Origin of the sequence: Corticicoccus populi, assembly GCF_042686195.1 — a bacterium.
GTDB lineage: Bacteria > Bacillota > Bacilli > Staphylococcales > Salinicoccaceae > Corticicoccus > Corticicoccus populi.
On record NZ_JBHUOQ010000004.1, the window covers coordinates 285,687 to 305,672 of the forward strand.

Annotated in this window: 20 protein-coding genes; 14 read left to right on the plus strand and 6 right to left on the minus strand. The window is 39.3% G+C overall.

Features of this window, described 5'->3' with window-relative positions; all coding sequences use genetic code 11:
- Positions 1-25 precede the first annotated feature (25 nt).
- Positions 26-1,102: a YkvI family membrane protein gene (locus tag ACFSX4_RS11135; protein WP_377774600.1), complete on the plus strand. Its 1,077-nt coding sequence runs from the start codon at positions 26-28 to the stop codon at positions 1,100-1,102.
- Positions 1,103-1,146: 44 nt separating this feature from the next.
- Here ACFSX4_RS11135 and mqo read toward each other — a convergent pair whose 3' ends face one another.
- Entirely contained in the window at positions 1,147-2,628 is a 1,482-nt protein-coding gene (gene mqo / locus ACFSX4_RS11140) for a malate dehydrogenase (quinone) (RefSeq protein ID WP_377774602.1), read from the minus strand.
- A gap of 171 nt (positions 2,629-2,799) precedes the next feature.
- The gene (locus ACFSX4_RS11145) at positions 2,800-3,606 is read right to left on the minus strand and encodes a GNAT family N-acetyltransferase (RefSeq protein ID WP_377774604.1); all 807 of its coding nucleotides are present in this window, start codon (positions 3,604-3,606) and stop codon (positions 2,800-2,802) included.
- A gap of 186 nt (positions 3,607-3,792) precedes the next feature.
- On the opposite strand from ACFSX4_RS11145, the gene ACFSX4_RS11150 reads away from it, so the two are divergent.
- The 12 genes from ACFSX4_RS11150 to ACFSX4_RS11205 all read left to right on the plus strand — a co-directional run bounded on the left by ACFSX4_RS11150 (position 3,793) and on the right by ACFSX4_RS11205 (position 14,775).
- A complete protein-coding gene (locus ACFSX4_RS11150; protein ID WP_377774606.1) occupies positions 3,793-4,497 on the plus strand; it encodes a DUF421 domain-containing protein in 705 nt (234 codons plus the stop codon).
- A 126-nt stretch (positions 4,498-4,623) separates the two neighbouring features.
- Entirely contained in the window at positions 4,624-5,262 is a 639-nt protein-coding gene (locus ACFSX4_RS11155) for a PepSY domain-containing protein (protein ID WP_377774608.1), read from the plus strand.
- Positions 5,263-5,425: 163 nt separating this feature from the next.
- Positions 5,426-6,949: an acetaldehyde dehydrogenase ExaC gene (exaC, locus tag ACFSX4_RS11160; RefSeq protein ID WP_377774610.1), complete on the plus strand. Its 1,524-nt coding sequence runs from the start codon at positions 5,426-5,428 to the stop codon at positions 6,947-6,949.
- Positions 6,950-7,282, plus strand: a complete 333-nt coding sequence (locus tag ACFSX4_RS11165) for a DUF779 domain-containing protein (protein WP_377774612.1) — start codon at positions 6,950-6,952, stop codon at positions 7,280-7,282.
- A gap of 158 nt (positions 7,283-7,440) precedes the next feature.
- Complete coding sequence (locus tag ACFSX4_RS11170; protein ID WP_377774614.1) at positions 7,441-8,937, plus strand: flotillin family protein; 1,497 nt, start codon at positions 7,441-7,443, stop codon at positions 8,935-8,937.
- A gap of 69 nt (positions 8,938-9,006) precedes the next feature.
- The gene (locus ACFSX4_RS11175; protein ID WP_377774616.1) at positions 9,007-9,540 is read left to right on the plus strand and encodes a hypothetical protein; all 534 of its coding nucleotides are present in this window, start codon (positions 9,007-9,009) and stop codon (positions 9,538-9,540) included.
- A 150-nt stretch (positions 9,541-9,690) separates the two neighbouring features.
- Positions 9,691-10,146 (plus strand): LytTR family DNA-binding domain-containing protein, encoded by a 456-nt coding sequence (locus ACFSX4_RS11180; RefSeq protein WP_377774618.1) that lies wholly within the window; start codon positions 9,691-9,693, stop codon positions 10,144-10,146.
- A gap of 19 nt (positions 10,147-10,165) precedes the next feature.
- Complete coding sequence (locus ACFSX4_RS11185) at positions 10,166-10,564, plus strand: DUF3021 family protein (RefSeq protein ID WP_377774620.1); 399 nt, start codon at positions 10,166-10,168, stop codon at positions 10,562-10,564.
- 328 nt (positions 10,565-10,892) lie between these two features.
- Positions 10,893-11,594: an aggregation-promoting factor C-terminal-like domain-containing protein gene (locus ACFSX4_RS11190; protein ID WP_377774622.1), complete on the plus strand. Its 702-nt coding sequence runs from the start codon at positions 10,893-10,895 to the stop codon at positions 11,592-11,594.
- Positions 11,595-11,977: 383 nt separating this feature from the next.
- Positions 11,978-12,718 carry an aggregation-promoting factor C-terminal-like domain-containing protein gene (locus ACFSX4_RS11195; RefSeq protein ID WP_377774624.1) on the plus strand — a complete coding sequence of 247 codons (741 nt, stop codon included), beginning with the start codon at positions 11,978-11,980 and terminating at the stop codon, positions 12,716-12,718.
- Between the two features lie 172 nt (positions 12,719-12,890).
- Entirely contained in the window at positions 12,891-14,342 is a 1,452-nt protein-coding gene (locus ACFSX4_RS11200) for a SulP family inorganic anion transporter (RefSeq protein WP_377774626.1), read from the plus strand.
- 19 nt (positions 14,343-14,361) lie between these two features.
- The gene (locus tag ACFSX4_RS11205) at positions 14,362-14,775 is read left to right on the plus strand and encodes a universal stress protein (RefSeq protein ID WP_377775383.1); all 414 of its coding nucleotides are present in this window, start codon (positions 14,362-14,364) and stop codon (positions 14,773-14,775) included.
- 64 nt (positions 14,776-14,839) lie between these two features.
- Here the strand turns inward: ACFSX4_RS11205 and ACFSX4_RS11210 are convergent, their stop codons facing one another.
- The 3 genes from ACFSX4_RS11210 to ACFSX4_RS11220 all read right to left on the minus strand — a co-directional run bounded on the left by ACFSX4_RS11210 (position 14,840) and on the right by ACFSX4_RS11220 (position 17,134).
- A complete protein-coding gene (locus tag ACFSX4_RS11210; RefSeq protein WP_377774628.1) occupies positions 14,840-15,658 on the minus strand; it encodes an SDR family oxidoreductase in 819 nt (272 codons plus the stop codon).
- A gap of 93 nt (positions 15,659-15,751) precedes the next feature.
- Entirely contained in the window at positions 15,752-16,192 is a 441-nt protein-coding gene (locus ACFSX4_RS11215) for a hypothetical protein (RefSeq protein WP_377774630.1), read from the minus strand.
- 57 nt (positions 16,193-16,249) lie between these two features.
- Positions 16,250-17,134 (minus strand): RluA family pseudouridine synthase, encoded by an 885-nt coding sequence (locus tag ACFSX4_RS11220; protein ID WP_377774632.1) that lies wholly within the window; start codon positions 17,132-17,134, stop codon positions 16,250-16,252.
- Between the two features lie 298 nt (positions 17,135-17,432).
- Between ACFSX4_RS11220 and ACFSX4_RS11225 the strand changes: the two genes are divergently transcribed.
- Entirely contained in the window at positions 17,433-17,975 is a 543-nt protein-coding gene (locus ACFSX4_RS11225; RefSeq protein WP_377774634.1) for a GNAT family N-acetyltransferase, read from the plus strand.
- A gap of 133 nt (positions 17,976-18,108) precedes the next feature.
- On the opposite strand, the gene ACFSX4_RS11230 is transcribed toward ACFSX4_RS11225, so the two are convergent.
- On the minus strand, positions 18,109-19,623 hold the full coding sequence (locus tag ACFSX4_RS11230; RefSeq protein WP_377774636.1) for a helix-turn-helix domain-containing protein: 1,515 nt from the start codon (positions 19,621-19,623) through the stop codon (positions 18,109-18,111).
- Positions 19,624-19,986 lie beyond the last annotated feature (363 nt).

Below are 19,986 nucleotides of genomic sequence, written 5' to 3' on the forward strand. Positions count from 1 at the left end.
AATTATTACGAAGGGAGCAGTAGATATGAAAGAACATTATCACCGCGAATCGTGGAAAATCGGTCTCGCCTATGCCGGTATTATTGTCGGTGCCGGATTTTCAACAGGGCAGGAGGTACTTCAATTTTTCTCAAGCTTCGGTTTATGGAGTTTTGCGGGTGTACTTCTATCCGCCTTTACGATTATGTTTATCGGAAGACAGGCTTCAAAGCTCGGCTACAGGCTCAATGCCGAATCACACGTCCTTCCCATCTATGCGCTGTTTGGAGAAAAGCTCGGCAAAGTGGTCGATTACATATTGGTCTTCTTTTTATACGGCCTCGCGACTGTCATGATTGCCGGATCCGGAGCGACATTTAATGAGAGTTTCGGGATTGAACCATGGCTCGGAATTATATTTTTAATTATTGCAGTATCCGTTACACTGCTTCTTGATTTCAGTAAAATCGTAGCTGTTGTCGGTGGTATTACACCAATCCTTGTTTTAGCAGTCATTATTATTACGGGTTACAACATGATGAATCCGCAGATTCCTTTCAGCGAAGTGAATGACTATGCCGATATCACCAGAACCCCCACCGGTTTCTGGTGGCTTGATGCAATTACTTACAGCGGTACCGTTCTTGCATGTGCATTCAGTTTCCTTTCTATCATGGGGTCTGAGGCCACTAAACACCGGGCGGCAAGGCGCGGTGCCATATATGGCGGCCTTGTGATACTGCTTTTAATGCTGCTTGTGAACGGCGGTATTTTATCAACTATTACCCAGGCAAATGAAGTCGCACTGCCGACAATGGCAATGGCTCAAAATATGCATCCGACAGTGGCAGTCATCTTCTCAATCGTTATCCTGCTTCTGATATACAACTCTGTCGTCGGACTCATGTATCCGTTTTTGACACGTTTTACAACAGCGTACTCTAAAAAGTATAAACTTTTGTTAATTGCTTCTATGGTTATCAGTTATTTAATGACGTTTGTCGGCTTTGTCGAACTCGTAAATATCGTCTACCCGATTCTCGGCTATGTCGGAATTACCATCGGTATTGCACTGACGGTGAGATGGCTGATGAATAAATTTTCAAAGAAAAAGCTCGTGTAACAAATTAAAGCCTTTCTCCGGTTATGGAGAAAGGCTTTTATCACTTACTGCAGTTCGAGATCACTGTCAGTTGCTTTTCTGATTTCTTTCATTAAATCAGCGTCTTCAATTAAAGATGCCCCGAATGAAGGAATCATTTTTTTAATTCTTTCATCCCATGTATTCATATACTCGGGGAAATTCTTCTCAATTGCTTCAAGTGCTGCAGATACGGATACTGATGCACCCGGTGATTCCCCAAGCATCGCAATCACAGAATGATCTTCCGAATGAACCACTTCAGTTCCGAACTGGATGAATCCTCTGCCGTATTCTTCTGTATCTTTAATGACCTGGACACGTTTACCTGCAATATGCAGATCCCAGTCCTCATCTTTCGCATCCGGAACAAATCTTCTGAGTTCCTTCATGCGGTCTTCTTTTTTCATTAATACCTGTTCAATAGAGTACTTTACAAGAGACATATTTTTAACGCCTGAGGACATCAATGTTATAAGGTTGCTTGAATTGACGGATTTGAAAAGATCCAGATTCGAACCGTTTTTAAGAAATTTTGGACCAATTGCCGCAAACGGACCGAAGAGCAGACTCTTTTCACCCTCTATATACCGTCTGTCAAGGTGAGGTACTGTCATAGGCGGTGTGCCTTTCGGTTCTTTACCGTACACTTTCGCATCATGACGGTTCACAATTTCAGGATTATTACATACTAAAAATGCACCGCTGATTGGGAAGCCTCCGAGATTTCTGCTTTCAGGAATTTTTGTTTTCTGAAGTAAAGGTATCGCATTCCCGCCCGCACCGATAAATATATAATCAGCGATATGATATTCTGTCTGTCCGCTTGAAAGATTTGTCACTTTAACTTCCCATCTGTTATCAGGAAGTCTTCTGAATCCTGTGATTTCGTGACGATAGTGTACGTCTGCATTATCATGTTTACTTAAGTTTGCAGCGAGTTTACGTGTCAACTCACCGAAATTCACATCTGTACCATAATCAATTTTACTTGCCGCCACTTTGTCATCCTGACTGCGGTTTTCCATCATTAAAGGTATCCACTGTCTCAATTCATCATGGTCTTCTGTATATTCAATACCTTCAAACATTTCGAGCGGCTGCAGTTTCTCAAAGCGTTTCTTGAGAAAATCCACATTCTCCTCTCCCTGCACAAAGCTGATATGGGGAAGGGCATGGATGAATGCTTTCGGATTATCAATTTCTTTATTCTTAACCAGGTAAGACCAGAACTGTTTTGACACTTCAAACTGTTCGTTAATCTCTTTCGCTTTCTCAACATCTATAGAACCGTCCGCCTGCTCAACTGTATAATTCAGTTCACACAGTGCCGCATGTCCGGTACCCGCATTGTTTCTTTCATTAGAACTTTCAATCGCCGGCTGATCCAGACGTTCAAAAAGCTTAATATTCCAATCCGGCTCTATATTTTTAAGTAGTGTGCCGAATGTCGTGCTTAAAACACCTGCGCCTATTAATATGACATCTTTTGGTTTTTCCTGACCCATTTAAAGAACCTCCATTTTATAATAACTATTCAAGGGACAATCTCAAATATCAATTGAATTAATATTAATATAACATAAATATAAAGAATTCTGTCTTCTCTTTACGTGAAAATATCTGTCCTGTCAGGCAATCGGACGGATATTCATTATTCATCCCGTCTGAGGTGGTGTTTAACACGTTAAATTTAAAACATCTTTTTTTACAAAGACGTATACCGCCTCTTTTTCCGACACTTCAAGATTCACCGCCGCATACCCTGCTTTGAACAGTGCCTGGAATAATGTACGGGTGCTGTAACGCCAGTATAACGCCAATGATGTATCATGCTTCTTTAAATTCTGAAAGTCTTTAGGCACTTTTACTGCATATGAATGTTTTTTTAAATCATTATAAGGAACTTCCTCACACACAGGCAGCCCTGCTGAATTGTAGGAAATATCATTCAGCTTCACTGTACCGGAAGTATCATGTACATACGGTTTCTGTACATGCGGACTGTTAATATGCCAGTGTACTTCAAAACGATCGGAGGGCAGACCGCGATTAATACCATCCTTCATCTCACCGTACGCATCTTCTATATAAGTCGTACACACCCCGTTCAGCTTTGTTAAATTTAAAAAAGCATTCCGTGTCTCAAGCGGATCATACGTCCAGCGTATTTCCTCATATCCTTTTTCCACTGCTGATTCACGTTGTTTTCTCTTAAGCTTTTCACCGATTTTCTGCGAACGGTATCCTTCATCTATACCGAGCATATGAGAACAGAGATACACTCTGCCTTCTTTAAACCCGGCGAAACCATAACTGAAACCGATTATTTTGTCCGCGTCATACGCAGCAATCACAAGACCGCCGTTTTTAACAGCAGTTAATGTCTGATGCACAGGAAGCGGCGGCATGCCCCATACTGTTTCTTCAATTCTGCTGATCTCAGAAAGTGCATCCATTGTCTCAAGTACTCTAATTTCCATCATTCATCTGCCTTCTTTCAATAAAATAAATAACATTCTGCCTAAGCAAATTAAGAAATAAGATACCACAGTGCATATTTTAGTTCAACAAATATTCTGAAAGATTATGAAAATATAACTCTCCTTCCTGTTTCCCGGTCTCGTATCGGGGTATTAAAAAGAAATATTACACTTAGGGAGTGGATAATAATGATGGAATATGCATTAAAACTGACTGTCGGTCTTATCGGTGTCATGCTCGTTCTAAGATTCATGGGTAAAAAAGAACTGGCACAGATTACGCCCCTCGATTTTGTTTACGCGCTCATTCTCGGCAGCATTGTAGAAGAATCGCTTTTTGATCCTTCGGTAGATGTATATGAAATCATTTTTGCGCTCCTTTACTGGGCAGTACTCATTTATTTGATTGAGAAGTTTGCTTTAAAAAGCCGCCGGTTCCGGCGGTTAACAAAGGGGCAGCCCGTGATTTTAATTAATGATGGTGAACTTGACAGTAAAGTCATGCGTAAAAATCATATGGAAGTCGATGAAGTACGGTCGCTCCTCAGGCGGCACAATGTTTTTACACTCAGAGAAGTACGATATGCACTTCTTGAAGAGAACGGGCAGTTATCCATACTGAAATATGCATCCGAAGACCCGCCGACCCGGGGTGAGACCATGAAACAATTTCCGGAAAATGTCCGGTCCCACTTATTTATAGACGACGGCAAAGTCGAGCATGAGACTCTGGAGCAGTGCGGTTATGACGAAAACTGGCTGAAAGAACACTTAAAGCATGAGACCGGATACGAGATAAACGATATATTTTTTGCCGAATGGAATAAAAATGACGGATTCTTTGTACAGGAAAAACAAACAGACAACGGATCAGGCAATTTGAATCATAACTAAACGTATATTTTTCCGTAAAAAACATTTTAATCATCTTTTAATAATTCATTAATTGTCCTTTAGGTTCCGGTGGATATACTACAGGTAACAAATAAATAAACAAAATATTTTTGGAGGATGAATAATATGAAATTTAACAAGAACTTTTTAATCACCGGAACAGTCGCATCTGCACTATTACTTGGTGCATGCGGCGGAAATGCAAGCGCCAATGACGATGAGAATACCAAAGGTTCCGAGGCATCTGCAAATACTGAAAACACTTCAGTCGATGCTTCAAATATCCTTGATGCTTTAGGTGATGACAAGGCAGCAGAAGCTGTACAGACTGCTCAGGATAACTTTGACGGTGTACTTGAAAGTATCAGCTTTGAAGAAGAAAACGGTAAAAACTATTATGAGGTCAACCTCGAAAGTCAGACTGAAGAATATGAAGTAACGCTTGATGCTGAAGACTTATCCGTAGTTGAAGAAGACCGTGAAAATGAAGACAGTAATGAACGCAGCTACAATAAACTCGTAGACGCTCATGAAGAAGATATCATCTCACTTCAGGAAGCAGAAGATAAAGCTGTTGAAGAAGCCGGCGGTGAAGTGACAGACTGGCAGTATGATGTAGACGATCTGAAATACGAATTTGAAGTCATCAACAGTGACCACAGCAGCAATGACGATGATGACGACGATGATGATGACGATGACGACAATAATGTTGATGTAGAAATTAATGCAGTCAACGGTGAACTGGTTGAAATAGACTCATAAGATAATGCCCGCAATGCGGGCATTTTTTTATTGTCCGGCACTTCAACAAAGCGATTCCAATAGATAGATAATAAAACATTTTTTACCTTATTAAGCGTTAACTCTTTACATAATGAAAGCGCTTTAGTTAAAATTAAAGTATCACAGAAAAGGGGGTAACAAAATGGTTTTTGAATTCCCGAATAAAGAAAATGCACAGTACAAAGTAAAGAGTCAGTACGAGAACTATATCAACGGAGAGTGGACAGCACCGGCAGACGGTGAATACTTCGATAATGAATCACCTGTTATCGGTAAAGCTGTTTCAAAAGTACCGCGCTCAAAGCAGGCGGATATTGATAAAGCGGTCGCTGCTGCACAGGAAGCACAGAAGTCGTGGGGGACGACTTCAGTTACAGAACGCAGTAATATTTTGAATAAAATCGCCAACCGTGTAGAAGAAAATCTGGAAGAATTCGCTGTTTTAGAAACCTTTGAGAACGGTAAGGCTGTTCGTGAAACTTTAAATGCAGACCTGCCGCTTCTCGTTGATCACTTTAGATATTTTGCAGGGGTGATCCGCGCACAGGAAGGCGGTATTTCACAGCTTGATAACGATACAGTAGCCTATCATTATCATGAACCAATCGGTGTTGTCGGCCAGATTATTCCCTGGAACTTCCCGCTGCTGATGGCGGCATGGAAAATTGCCCCGGCACTTGCTGCAGGTAACTCCATCGTATTAAAACCGGCGGAACAGACACCGACAACCATTCTTCATTTTGTTGAACTCATCGGTGATTTACTGCCTCCGGGTGTCCTGAATATTGTTAACGGCTTCGGATCAGAAGCAGGGCAGGCACTCGCAACGCATGAAGGAATCAATAAAATCGCGTTTACCGGAGAAACAACCACCGGCCGGATTATTATGCAGAATGCCAGCCAGAATATCATTCCGGTAACACTTGAACTCGGTGGTAAATCACCGAACATTTTCGCAAAAGATGTGATGGATGAAGATGACGGCTATCTTGATAAAGCAATTGAGGGTCTTGTCATGTTCGCATTGAACCAGGGAGAAGTATGTACATGCCCGTCACGTGCAATCATCCATGAAGATATTTTCGATGCATTCATGGAAAAAGTGATTAAACGTGTTGAACAGATTAAGATTGGCAATCCGCTGGATCCGGATACTATGATGGGTGCACAGACTTCAAAAGAGCAGAAAGAAAAAATCGCCTCCTACCTCGATATCGGTAAAAAAGAGGGGGCGGAAGTACTGACAGGCGGTAACTTAAAAGAGATTGACGACGCAGATATCGAAGGCGGATATTATTTTGAGCCGACAATCTTCAAAGGCCACAATAAAATGCGTATCTTCCAGGAAGAAATTTTCGGTCCGGTACTCGCAGTAACGACGTATAAGGACGATGATGAAGCGATTGAGATTGCGAATGATACTTTATACGGACTTGGTGCCGGTGTATGGACACGCAGTCAGAACAGAGCGTATCGTTTGGGACGTGCGATTGAAGCAGGACGTGTATGGGTCAATACGTATCATGATTATCCCGCACATGCTGCATTCGGCGGATATAAAATGAGTGGTATCGGACGCGAAAATCATAAGATGATGCTTGGACACTATCAACAGACCAAGAACTTACTGGTCAGCTACGGCGAATCACCGAAAGGATTTTTCTAAGTGGCTGTACTTGAAAAAGTAGAAGCAACTGACAAAGCGAAATCACTCATTCATGATTTAAAAAAAGAACATGGGAACCTCATATTCCATCAGTCCGGCGGATGCTGCGACGGCTCGAGTCCCATGTGTTTAAAAGAAGGCACAATGATTATCGGTGCAGCAGACATTCAACTCGGTGAAGTAGAGGGTGTACCGTTTTACATGCACAAAAAGCAGTATGAATACTGGAAGCACACACAGATTACACTGGATGTGGTTGACGGTATCGGCGGCATGTTCAGTGTCGAAGGCCCGAGAGGTGTCAGATTCCATATCAGAAGTGAGCCTCTGTAATAATCATTTAAACCGGCATTGAGTATTTTATTCTCGGTGCCGGTTTTTTAATCAGTTATCTTTAATTTCTGAATATTCATTGACTACTTATACAATATATGGGAATCTTAAATTGTTATACTTCTGCTTCACAAAATTAAGAGAAAAGGAGTTCGAATATGTTTGAATTTACTGGTGCATTAATTATTGTCTTCATTTTGATTGGTGTTCTTCTTATCGGCGGAATCGGCTGGTATTTATTTATGAAAGCGAGATACCGCACAGTCCCTTCCAATGAAGCCCTCATTATTACAGGTCCGAATCTTGGAGATGAGAAGAAAGAGAGTAATATTTACCGGGATGATCAGGGACGGTACATGAAAGTCACCCGCGGCGGCGGGCACAGATTGAAACTTTTCCAGACAGGCACAAGAGTCTCATTAAAATCATTTCAGCTTCAGATATCGACACCGAAAGTATACACTTTGGAAGGTGTCGGAATATACGGTCAGGCTGTTGCCACTGTTAAAGTAGCGGATGACCTTGATGGCATTGTTAAATACGCCGAACAGTTCCTCGGAAAAGACCAGAAAGATATTCAGCATGAGATATCAGAAGTCCTGAATTCAAATCTCCGCGCCATCTTATCTAAAATGACAGTGGAGCAGATTAATAAGGACCGGGAAAGCTTTAACGAACAAGTGCGTGAAATTGCGCAGGATCAACTGAACCGGATGGGTTTCAAAATTACTTCATTAGGATTATCCGACTTAAGAGATGATGAAAACTATCTTGAGAACCTCGGGCGGCCGCAGATTGCACGAGTCCGAAAAGAAGCAGAGATTGCGGAGTCTGAAAACAGACGTGAAACAGAAATCCAGCAGGCTAAGGATAATGAAACTATCTCCAACGAGCAGTATAAAAGAGAAATGAATATTGCCGACAGCCGTAAGGAAAAAGACCTGAAAGCTGCAAGAAACCTTGCAGAAACAGAAAAAGAAAATGCTGCAGCAAGAGCAGCAGGGAAACTTGAGGAGGAAGAACGACGCCTCGATGTTGAACGAAAACGCCTTGAAATCCGGGAGCAGGAAAAAGAGAATGAGTTAAAACTGCGGAAACTGGAACGGGAAAACGATGTTGAAATAGAAAAGCAGCAGGTAGAAGTACGCCGTCAGCAGGCAGAGGCAGATTACTATGCCCGTGTTAAAGAAGCAGAAGCTGCATCCGAGGCACGTATTGCGGAAGGTAAGGCGGAAGCGAAAGTCATTCGCGAAAAGAGTCTTGCAGAAGCGGAAGCAATTGAGCGCCGGGCTAAAGCAATGGCAGAACATAAAGATGTCATCATTCTGGAAAAACTGATTGAAATGATGCCTGAATTTGCAAAAGCAGTCAGCGAATCAATGAGCAGTGTGGAATCCATCCGAATTATTGACGGCGGGCAGGGTGATCAGATTAAATCACTGCCGACTACTGTTACGGGAACAATGGCAAAGCTCCAGGAAAGTATGGGCCAGATGACAGGATTTGATGTCAACAGCTTCCTTGAAGGATTATCAAAGAGTGATGCTGCAAACTTTAATAAAGTTGAAGAAACAACTGATTTTGATACTGATGACACAGAAGAAGACTACAGTGATATTGAATCAGAAAACAATGATAACGATGAAAAACTTTAAAGACTCCCCGGAGTCTTTTTTTATTTCCTTCTATATATGGGTATAGACATTTAAAAGGGCGGTGTTGTTATGGAAGAATATATCCGCGATTATACGATGGCAGCTGCAATACTCGGACTGTTTTCCTTTGTCTGGTTCGGCTGGGCTCAGGAAAGACCAAGGAAATCATGGAGAGTCTATCTCGGTATCGGTTCGGCACTCGGAATCATTGTTTCTGCAGCCGGCATCTATTTGAGTATCACTCACTGGAACAATGCGTCCATCCTTCACGAGCAGTCAAACTTCACTTATTACATTATTTTTGTTGCTATTGAATTCACAGTCGCGGCCGTTGTCAGTGCAGTTCTGCTGATTAAAAAGCATTCTGATTATGTCGCCCCCTGGATTGCATTCGTTGTCGGTGTTCATTTCTTTCCACTCAGTTTTGTATTTAATGATTTCACCTATAATATTTTAGGCGGTCTCATCACTGTCGTTTCACTCATTTCACTGCCGCTGTCAAAAAGGCTGGATGTTGCAAACAGTGCCGTCACCGGCATCGGGACAGGAATCTCTTTATTCCTTTTTGCCTTATTCAACCTAATACGCGCATTGATGATATAGGTGATACCGCCTCATTAATCAGAAGAATCATCCTCCGGAATTCCGGAGGATGATTTTGTTTGAACCGGTCCGGCAGATATTTGACCCGCTCGGGAAAATTTCCACACAAAATCTATTTTCTTTCATATACTAAGCACAAGGAGGCCGGTTATGAGAAAAAACTACAATATTGAACTGTCTATAGAAGAACACCTGTCTGAAGATAATATTATTATCCGCTGTCAGTCACCAAATACAGGCGCAGAGATTATGAATCAGCTCCAGCCGCTTAATAAAAATGAATCTTCAATGGTTATTAAGCAGGATGACAGTTATATTATCGTTAAAAAAACAGACATTATATTTGCAGAAGTTTACCAGAAAGAACTGACCGTATATACAACAGAAGATGAGCATAAGACTTCAAGCACCCTTGCATCTCTGTACGAGGACTTACCAAAACAGACCTTTGTACAGGTATCAAAATCGTCATTAATCAATATACATCATATTAAAAAAGTAGAGCCTTCGTTTTCAGGAAATTTACTCGCACATCTTTCAAATGGTATGAAAGTCAGTATATCCCGTAGATATGTGACTTTATTAAAAGAAGCACTCGGAATCTAAACAAGAAGGAGGAAGGAAAATGAGATACTTAACAGCGTACACACTGCAGTCCATTTATATCGGGAGTTTTCTCTATCTCTTATTTTCTATATTCACAATAAGCGGGGAGAGTACATTTATTACAACTGCCGGTATTATCGGCGTATGGACGGCATCGGCATTAATCGGCATGACAACGATGATTCATCATACTGCTCTGCCGGCATTAATACGGTACGGCATCCAGATTTCAGTTGGTATTATTGCTTTTATTACTATCAGTGTCTATCTCGGATCAATGAATCTGACTGTCCTTGAAATTTTGGAGACTGCATTATTTATCGGCATCACAATGCTCGTGATTATGACGATTAACTATCTGCTGACAGTCAGAGATTCAAAGTCTATTAATCAAAAACTGCAAAACCATACGGAATAATAACTTCTTAACAAAAAGAGCATTTATATAGAAGCAGCTGACAATTATCAGCTGTTTCTATTTTTTAGGTTTAATCAAAGCATTCACAAGGTGTAAATTGTACCTGACAGCGAAAATACTCAGAAATAATACAATGAGATATCAACAATTACATGGAAAGAGGGGAATTGTAACCTCATTATTATTGAGCTGTAACACATGACACGGATATATGTGTTACATTAGGCATTGTCTTAAAAATTTAAGACTGAATGTGCTCTTTGATCTTAAATGATTAAAACACGTCCGCTTTAATTAGCAGAAATTTATTAGGAGGACGAACATAGTTATGAAAAAAACAATCTTAACTACGACTTTAATATTAGGCTTAGGCGCAGCGAGTATCACAGCAGATCAGGATGCAGAGGCATCTGAACAATCCATCAATCATGGAGAGCTTGCACAAAAAGCGCAGTCTAATTCAAACGAATTAAATAATGCACCGCTCCACGAAGGTGAATATGACTATAACTTTAACCACAACAATGTTGACTATAACTTCTCATCAGATGGTACAAACTATTCATGGGAATATAACGGCTACAATAATGAACAAGCTCAGGAAGTAAGTGAGCCTGTACAATATGATGTTCAAGAGGAACAAGTAGCTGAACCGGTTCAAAATACTGAACCAGTACAGCAGGAAACTCAGGAAGCAGAAGTTGAGTCTGTTGAACCTGTACAAAACACAGAAGAAACTTCACAGCCCGCAGCTCCAACTGCATCCAGCTCAAACGACGGATCAGTTAAAGAACAATTTCTTGCTGCAGGCGGCACAGACGCTATGTGGGAATCTATCGTAATGCCTGAATCAAGCGGTGACCCTAATGCAGTAAATGAACTGGGTTATCAAGGCCTTGGTCAGACTAAAGAATCATGGGGTACCGGCTCTGTTCAAGAACAGACTGAAGGTATGCTGAACTATGCTGAAGAACGTTATGGCTCTGTTGACGCTGCAATGGACTTCCGTAATCAGAATAACTGGTGGTAAGATTTAAACTCAAAAATGGATGCCGGGTTCCGGCATCCATTTTTATATACATATATCATTAAAATACTTACTGTGATAAAGATTATGTACTTAATTTATAATTATCAAAAAATACCATTTAAAGAAATATCATTAAATTTTTACTTACATAAGGATTTCAATTGGTTCTATACCAGAGAATATTCAGAAATAATACAGCCAGAATACAGAAATATAACAACATTTCATGTATTACTACGAAATGTAATCTCTTTATTGTCAGACTGTAACATACAAATAAAAAAATTATGATATATTATTCATTGTCTTAAACGAACAAGAACATTTAGAACCTATCGGTTTTATCATACATTTATATTAATTACAGCGTGTTCAATATAATTTTGGAGGAATCATACATTATGAAAAAAGCAATTTTAGCTACTACTTTAGTATTCACTTTAGGTTTAACAAGTATTACATCCGGTCAGACTGCAGAAGCTTCTGAAATCAATAAGGAAGAACTTGCACAACTTGCTCAGTCAAATGCAGGCGAATTAAATAATGCACCGCTTCATGCAGGTTCATATAACTATAACTTCAACATCAACGGTGTTAACTACAACTTTGAATCAGACGGCGTTAACTTTTCATGGTCATACGGTAACGGCAATGCTCAGCCTACACAGGAAGTAAGTCAGCCTGAACCAGTTCAAAATGTTGAATACAACAATAATACCCAGGAAACAGTACAAACAAACAATGTTCAGTACAACACAAATAACTCAAACAACAATACAGCTTCTGAAAAAGCTCAAACTCAACAGCCTGCACAACAGCAGTCAAATGACTCTCAGGCAGCTGCACCACAAAAAACTCAGTCTTCAAACAGCGGTTCTACTAAATCACAATTCTTAGCTGCTGGTGGTACTGAAGCTATGTGGCAGTCTATCGTAATGCCTGAATCCGGTGGTAACCCGAACGCAGTAAGTCCAACAGGCTTCCAAGGTCTTGGTCAGACTAAACAATCATGGGGTACTGGTTCTGTTCAAGAACAGACTCAAGGTATGTTAAAATATGCTGAAGACCGTTATGGTTCTGTAGAATCTGCAGTTCAATTCCGTAACCAAAATAACTGGTGGTAAGATTTAACTAATATAGCTGAAACTCCGTATGGTCGAAAGATCATACGGAGTTTTTTTAGATGTTTCTATTTAAATAATCTATTTCTAAATTACGAAAATACCATATCATTTATATCACTGTTTTCTGCTATAATAATATATCAGCTTTTACATATTACAAGGAGCATTCAATATGATCGAAACTATTAAAAAAGAATGGTTCACTGAACCTGCTGTAAATATACTGTCAGGCATTGTTGTTGCTCTTGCCTTAATACCGGAGGCAATTGCTTTCTCAATTATTGCGGGTGTTGACCCAATGGTCGGTTTATATGCCTCTTTCATTATTGCTGTAGTGATTTCATTTGTCGGCGGTCGTCCCGCCATGATTTCAGCTGCCACCGGCGCAGTCGCATTAATCGTTGTTCCTTTGGTCAGAGAATATGGTCTCGACTATTTACTCGCTGCAACGATTCTAATGGGATTGATTCAAATCATTCTCGGCATACTTAAGGTCGGGAAACTTTTAAAATTCATTCCCAATTCTGTAATGATCGGTTTTGTGAATGCTTTAGCGATACTTATTTTTATGACACAGCTCGAGCACATATTCGGTATATCATTTGATACATACATATATGTAATTGTCACACTGGCAATTCTTTATATTCTGCCGAGATTCCTAAAGAAAATACCGGCTCCACTTTTTGTGATTGTAATATTGACAGGAATTTATATTATATTTGGAAGTGACTTGAGAACAGTAGGGGACTTGGGCACAATTGACCGTTCACTGCCAGCCTTTCTTATACCGGATATACCCTTTAACCTCGAAACTTTAAAAATTATACTGCCTTATTCATTATCGATGGCCGTTGTCGGGCTGGTGGAAAGTCTTTTGACTGCCAAAATTGTTGATAATGCTACAGATACATACAGCAGTAAAAACAGAGAATCGAGGGGACAGGGTATCGCAAACTTTATCAATGGTTTCTTCGGCGGTATGGGCGGATGTGCAATGATCGGCCAGTCAATAATTAATGTGACATCAGGTGCAACCACGCGTCTGTCCACATTTACTGCAGGTGTCGTATTAATGTTCTTGATTATCGTTCTTGGCGACTGGGTGGTTCAGATCCCAATGCCTATTCTTGCGGGTATTATGGTCATGGTTTCTGTCAGTACGTTTGACTGGGGCTCATTTAAATACCTGGTAAAAGCACCTCGGACAGATGCTTTTGTGATGCTTATTACAGTAACCATCGTTTTATTTACACACAACCTTGCCGTCGGTGTAGTTACAGGTGTTATATTCAGTGCCATCTTCTTTGCAACAAAAATATCAAAAGTAAATGTATCTGTCGAAGAGACTACACATCAGATTACATTTCATTTCGAGGGACAGATTTTCTTTGCCTCCATTGATACGACGATAGAGCAGCTTAAATTTAAGAAATACGGGAAAGATATTTATCTGGATTTTTCAAAAGCTCACCTTTGGGATGACTCCGCTGTGGATGCGATTGATACAATTGTTAAAAAATTTGAAGATCATGGTAATCAGGTTTCCGTCAATCAATTGAATGCAGACAGCAGGAAAATCATGAAGGAACTTAGTAAATTAAACGAGCAGCATCTCACTTAATAAGGAGGTATAAATGAATATGTATAATGAAATATTACTGGCCGCAGATGGTTCGGAGAACAGTTTCAGAGCCGCAGAGGAGAGTTTAAATTTCATACATGAAGACAGCGTGGTTACAATCCTTAATGTTATTAACAGTAATGAAATTAAAAAAGATGTGCTGCACCAGAAAAGTTCAGAAGGTCTAAAAACCAAACGTAAAAAAAAGCTTTCGAAAATTATTGAATTATACAAAGAACAGAACATTCATTATGAACTCTATTTTGAATACGGCATCCCTGACGAAACAGTCGTCTCTTTTGCCAACAACGGTCCGTTTCAATTGGTAGTTCTCGGCAGCAGAGGATTAAACAGTTTTCAGGAAATGGTCATGGGCAGTGTCAGCCATAAAGTAGTGAAGCGTGTTAAAAAACCAGTCATTATCGTAAAATAAAAATATCAAAGAGAGATGGTCTGCATAGCGGTTATGTAGACCATCTCTTATTTAACTGTGAATATTATTCTGTTGTTTCTTTCCATTTTGAGTCACTGAGCATTTCACCCGGCCAGGTATATGCCATCACACCGCCGTCAATCGTAATATTCTCTCCAGTAATGAATGATGAATCATCAGAAGCAAGGAACGTAACCAGTTTACCTACTTCTTCAGGCGTACCTAACCGGCCAAGTGGTGTGATCCATTTTTGGTTATCCCGGAATTCCTTCCCGGCATCATCTTCACTGTCTCCCACCAGATTATCCACTAAAGGAGTCTCAATTGTGCCCGGTGCAATTGAATTGGCACGTATATTTTCCCGGCCGTATTCAATAGCGATGGATTTTGTGAAATTAATAATTCCACCCTTCGCTGCATTGTATGCAGAACGGTTTAAATCAGCTGCGAGGCCCGAGAAAGAAGCGGTATTGATAATAGATCCGCCGTTATCGAGCATCAGCGGCAGAAAGAACTTAGTGACAAGGAAAGTCCCTCTCAAATCTACACCGACAATTTTATCAAATACTTCGACCGGAAACTCATGAACTCTGCCGGCTGGATTATCAATTCCTGCATTATTGAATAATATATCTATCTTTCCAAAACGTTTTTCAATTTCATCGACAGTCTCTTTCACTGCAGATTCTTCAGAAATATCCACTATAAATGCATCCGCCTTAAATCCCTGATTTCTTAATTTCAGGGCTGCATCTTCAACACTTTCCGATATATCGAGCATCAGAACATGTGCCCCCTGCTCAGCCATCACCTTCGCTGATGCCTGTCCGATTCCCGTACTTGAACCTGTCAGTACAGCAGTCTTTCCTTCTAATTTATTCATTCCAATCACCTCTTGCCTCATCATTATTCTCCATATATGTACCTGAAATTACGAGGAGTTAAACACGGATAATCAGTTACATTTTTTAATAACTTAAAGCCATTCAACGCTCTCTAGCATTTCTTCAGTCAGGTTGAGACCGGGCAGATTGTTCTCTACATATTTTTTCACATCAAAATCAGGATGTTCCTTACGCGTCAGTATATCAAGACCTGATGGTGTAACCAGAGAGGACTGAAACTGAATAATGAGCAGGTCGTCATTGATAAAAATCACTTCCCACTTACTTTTTAATAATTTTAAAATACCGTTCCCTCTCCATACAAACTGTCCTTCTCTAAAATGATCAATACCCTTAATTTCTTTTATCTTGTTTTTATTTGTATAGGTCACTAAATCAAAAAACTTTAACGGATTAGATTGCTTCAGTGTATAAGTAATCGCAGGGCTAAGTCTTTTTCCTGAAGTCCACATTGGAAATGTTGTACCTTTAATTATCCAGGTGCCGGGCAGTGCTGAACTTAAATCAGTCAATTAATCACCTCATCTGTAATAGTCATACGTTCATGAATATATTTCTTCCTGCAAGACTTACTTAAACCCTCTTGTGAATTCTTCCGGTACTTTTGATTCAAACCGTAACAATTCTCCTGTTACAGGGTGGTTGAATGAAATGACATGTGCATGAAGACCGATTCTGCGGATAGGATTATTTTGTGCACCGTATTTCTTATCACCAACGATAGGGTGCCCCAGATCCTGCATATGCACACGAATCTGGTTTTTACGTCCTGTATCCAGATTCACCTTAAGCAGTGAGAATTTTTTATTGGATTTTAATACTTTATATCGTGTAACTGCTTTTTTACCTTTGTTAGGATTTTTACTGGATCTCATAATAAGGGCTTTATTCTCCGTCAGCCATGAAGTGATTTTACCGCCTTCAGTAACCGTGCCTTCCACCAGTGCGATATATGTCCGTTCTTTGACAGCATTTTTCCATGCATTCTGCAGCTTCTGCTGTACTTCCCTGCGCCGTGCAAACACCATCACACCAGATGTATCACGGTCTAAGCGGTGCACGACAAAAATACGGTTTCTTGGATTCTTTTTCTGCACATAGTCTGAAAGCAGGCGGTAGGCAGTTATTTTACTTTCTTTCTCTGAAGCGATGGATAATACGCCGGCTTCTTTCTCAACGACAATAATATCCTCATCTTCATGAAATATCTGTATGCCTTTAAGCTTAATATTACTGGCCGCTGAACGAATCTCCACGCGGTCTCCCGGTACAAGTTCATCATTAAACTGAGTCGTACCCTTTCCATTCACAAAAATCTGCCCGCGGCTTAAAATACTTTTTACTGATTTTCGGCTCTGTGACGGCATCATTTCAATTAAAAACTTCAATACCTCAGTCTTTTCCTTAACCACCCATGTCGTATCCTGCTTCTGTGTTCTCGTTCTTTTATTCATCATATCTATCCTCTATCTTTAGTTTTTATATTGTTCGTACCCATCTGCATTAAGATTATGCTGTGTCATTATCATACCACGACATCTCATGCCGAATCATTTTCTATACAGAATGTCATACTGTCCTGCAAAATAAATTTAATTTAGATTATAAATAGTGTTCATTTACATTAAATGTTAAAATTAATGTATTAATTAGAGAGGTGTGATGACATGAAAAACTTATATGAAAACCTGGTGATGGAAAAGTAGGAGTAGGACTCTTCTTTTCCAATTAAAAAATGAAAAGAGGAATTCTGTGTATAAAGATAATGAATTAGTGCTGCGGCCGATTGAAAGAAAAGACCTTCCGCATATATGGAGACTTGTATATAAGGAAGAAGCACCTGAATGGAAGCAATGGGATGCCCCGTATTATCCCCATGCTTCGAAGTCCTATGAGGACTTTATGAAAACAGCTGAATCACTAATTGGTGACGATAGTATGTGGGTGATTGAAGTATCCGGCGAGTGTATCGGGACAGTTTCATACTACTGGGAACACGAGCCGTCCAAGTGGCTTGAGACTGGTATTATTTTATATGAATCTGTCAGCTGGGGCAGGGGAATAGGTACACGTGCAATGCGTATGTGGATCAGCCATTTATTTAATACTATGCAGCTCGTCCGTGCAGGTTTTACCACCTGGTCCGGAAATGAACGGATGATCAGAGTTGGAGAAAAATTAGGCATGCAGATGGAAGCCAGAATAAGAAAAGTAAGATACTATAACAATCACTATTATGATTCTATCCGGATGGGTGTGTTACGTGAAGAATGGGGAGATAGATATCATCATTAAATCTACCATTCAGAACAGCCTTTAATATAATAAAGAACTCAAGAACTCTAAGCTATCAGCTGGGAGAATCTTGAGTTCTTTATTTAACATTAATCTGCTACAGACCTTTATCATATTTCAGGCACATCCATAATTACTTATGCGGTAACAAACGATTTCTTTTCTTCTGCAGGATAGTATCAATCAACTGTTCGAGTTCAGCCAGCCGCAGTGAAAAATCAGGCAGGCGGTGCAGGTAAAATATCGGCTGCTTAATATTCAACTGTAAAGTAGTCGATGAAATTAATACATCAAAATCATGTTGAAGCAATTTCCTTTCACTGATTTCCCTACCTGGTATAGTGTCTACTTCAATAAACCGTCTTAATGTACTTTTAAGTTCCTCAGAGAAACTTAAAGCAATTGAATCAGTACTATGATTGTAGACTAACAATCTGCAGGAGTTAAACTGATAGAACAAATTTTTCGTTAAGTTACTCCATGTGAGGATAAACGAGCTAAGTATATCCTTAATCATATCCTCACCAAAATACAATTTTCGCTTATCAAACAACTCAACCAACAGCTGGTAAAGGGCATTATAAAATGGGGAATAATGATGCTCATATATCGTTACGAGTTTATATTCCCGCGGCTTAAATAATAAGTAGTTGATTGATTTACAAGTTGATAAACCTTTTCCATAATAGGATATTTTTAAATTAATTCGATAAATATCAAATTTGGATGGTCTAACATCATCAGGAAGATTAAACTGTTCTGATAAAGTGTTAATTATTTCAGCAATATCGTTCACTTCGGCAATATTTCTTACTTCATCATTATACCTTAATGCTGAATTCATCTGATTATCTGTAAATATATCTGCGAAAAAATGATGCATGCTTAAAAGCTCATTGTAACAATTTTGACGGACTTTTTCTGGTAGATTTAGACTCGAAACAGTATTTTTCAACCACTCAATATCTTCACATGAATATTTACTTCCCCCTACCAACAAATGATTATGCAGTGCCCGCACAGTACATACCGCTATAATATTACGATACTCTATTATATTAAATGAATTTTCTTCAAATCTAAAAGAACCGGACAATTTTTCTATCAATTTTTTGAAGGTTCTCTCATCAATATTATGAAACGGCCATTCAGTAACACTATAGGCTTCCTGAAAATATGAAATATAAAATGTTCGAATCATTAATTCTTCACCAGTTATATATAATGGACTTGTATGAATTGATAGTCCAAAATAATCCAGGGTGGTGTTCAAGTTCTTTAACAACCTGTTTAAAGTTGATGGACTAATATACAAATAATCTGCCATTTCTTTTTTACTGACAACATCCTCAAAAAATAATTTTTCCAAAAGCTGAAATGATTCAGTGTTTTTAAATACAGCACGCTGGAAATAATCCAAACCAATATTGACCGGCAGTTTAAGACTGATACCCTCTGTTGAAGTAATCAATTCCCCGTCTAAATCTTTACAAATTTTTTTTAGGTCTGATAAATAATAACCAACACTTCTCCGTGAAATCATCAAAACTTCAGAAAGCTCTTGTATTGTTACAGGCATACTTTCAGAAAATAAGTATTCAATCATGTTAAATTTGTGCTTTTCAATTGAGGGAACCACATCCCACATACCCTATCCCTGCCTTCTGATATTAATACTCTTATCTATCTTTAAATTATAAAATATAAGCTCTCATTAATTAATACAGTACAAGCAAATCCTTAAAACCATAATTTACATCTTCCTATGCAAATCATGACAAATCATAGCGATTTTTATTAATACAAAGGTGATATATTAAAAATTGTAATAGTAGATTAAGTTTTTCAACAGATGGATTTAGATCTGAATATCATTATCAAATCCTTTGCTTACATACAACTTTACAAATAGTTATTAGCAGACTTCTAAATAATAAATTTAAGGTTTGATTTAATGATATTCACCTATGATTCAACAATTCTATTAAAAGGAGGATCGATTAAATTATCA

Excerpts from the sequence above, each read along its gene's own strand:
- ACFSX4_RS11210 (WP_377774628.1), bottom strand. The coding sequence starts at position 15,658 with ATGAATAAATTAGAAGGAAAGACTGCTGTACTGACAGGTTCAAGTACG.
- ACFSX4_RS11205 (WP_377775383.1), top strand. The coding sequence starts at position 14,362 with ATGTATAATGAAATATTACTGGCCGCAGATGGTTCGGAGAACAGTTTC.
- ACFSX4_RS11180 (WP_377774618.1), top strand. The coding sequence starts at position 9,691 with ATGAGAAAAAACTACAATATTGAACTGTCTATAGAAGAACACCTGTCT.
- ACFSX4_RS11200 (WP_377774626.1), top strand. The coding sequence starts at position 12,891 with ATGATCGAAACTATTAAAAAAGAATGGTTCACTGAACCTGCTGTAAAT.
- ACFSX4_RS11175 (WP_377774616.1), top strand. The coding sequence starts at position 9,007 with ATGGAAGAATATATCCGCGATTATACGATGGCAGCTGCAATACTCGGA.
- ACFSX4_RS11135 (WP_377774600.1), top strand. The coding sequence starts at position 26 with ATGAAAGAACATTATCACCGCGAATCGTGGAAAATCGGTCTCGCCTAT.
- ACFSX4_RS11230 (WP_377774636.1), bottom strand. The coding sequence starts at position 19,623 with ATGTGGGATGTGGTTCCCTCAATTGAAAAGCACAAATTTAACATGATT.
- ACFSX4_RS11170 (WP_377774614.1), top strand. The coding sequence starts at position 7,441 with ATGTTTGAATTTACTGGTGCATTAATTATTGTCTTCATTTTGATTGGT.
- ACFSX4_RS11150 (WP_377774606.1), top strand. The coding sequence starts at position 3,793 with ATGATGGAATATGCATTAAAACTGACTGTCGGTCTTATCGGTGTCATG.
- ACFSX4_RS11145 (WP_377774604.1), bottom strand. The coding sequence starts at position 3,606 with ATGATGGAAATTAGAGTACTTGAGACAATGGATGCACTTTCTGAGATC.
- ACFSX4_RS11185 (WP_377774620.1), top strand. The coding sequence starts at position 10,166 with ATGAGATACTTAACAGCGTACACACTGCAGTCCATTTATATCGGGAGT.
- ACFSX4_RS11190 (WP_377774622.1), top strand. The coding sequence starts at position 10,893 with ATGAAAAAAACAATCTTAACTACGACTTTAATATTAGGCTTAGGCGCA.
- exaC (WP_377774610.1), top strand. The coding sequence starts at position 5,426 with ATGGTTTTTGAATTCCCGAATAAAGAAAATGCACAGTACAAAGTAAAG.
- ACFSX4_RS11155 (WP_377774608.1), top strand. The coding sequence starts at position 4,624 with ATGAAATTTAACAAGAACTTTTTAATCACCGGAACAGTCGCATCTGCA.
- ACFSX4_RS11220 (WP_377774632.1), bottom strand. The coding sequence starts at position 17,134 with ATGAATAAAAGAACGAGAACACAGAAGCAGGATACGACATGGGTGGTT.
- mqo (WP_377774602.1), bottom strand. The coding sequence starts at position 2,628 with ATGGGTCAGGAAAAACCAAAAGATGTCATATTAATAGGCGCAGGTGTT.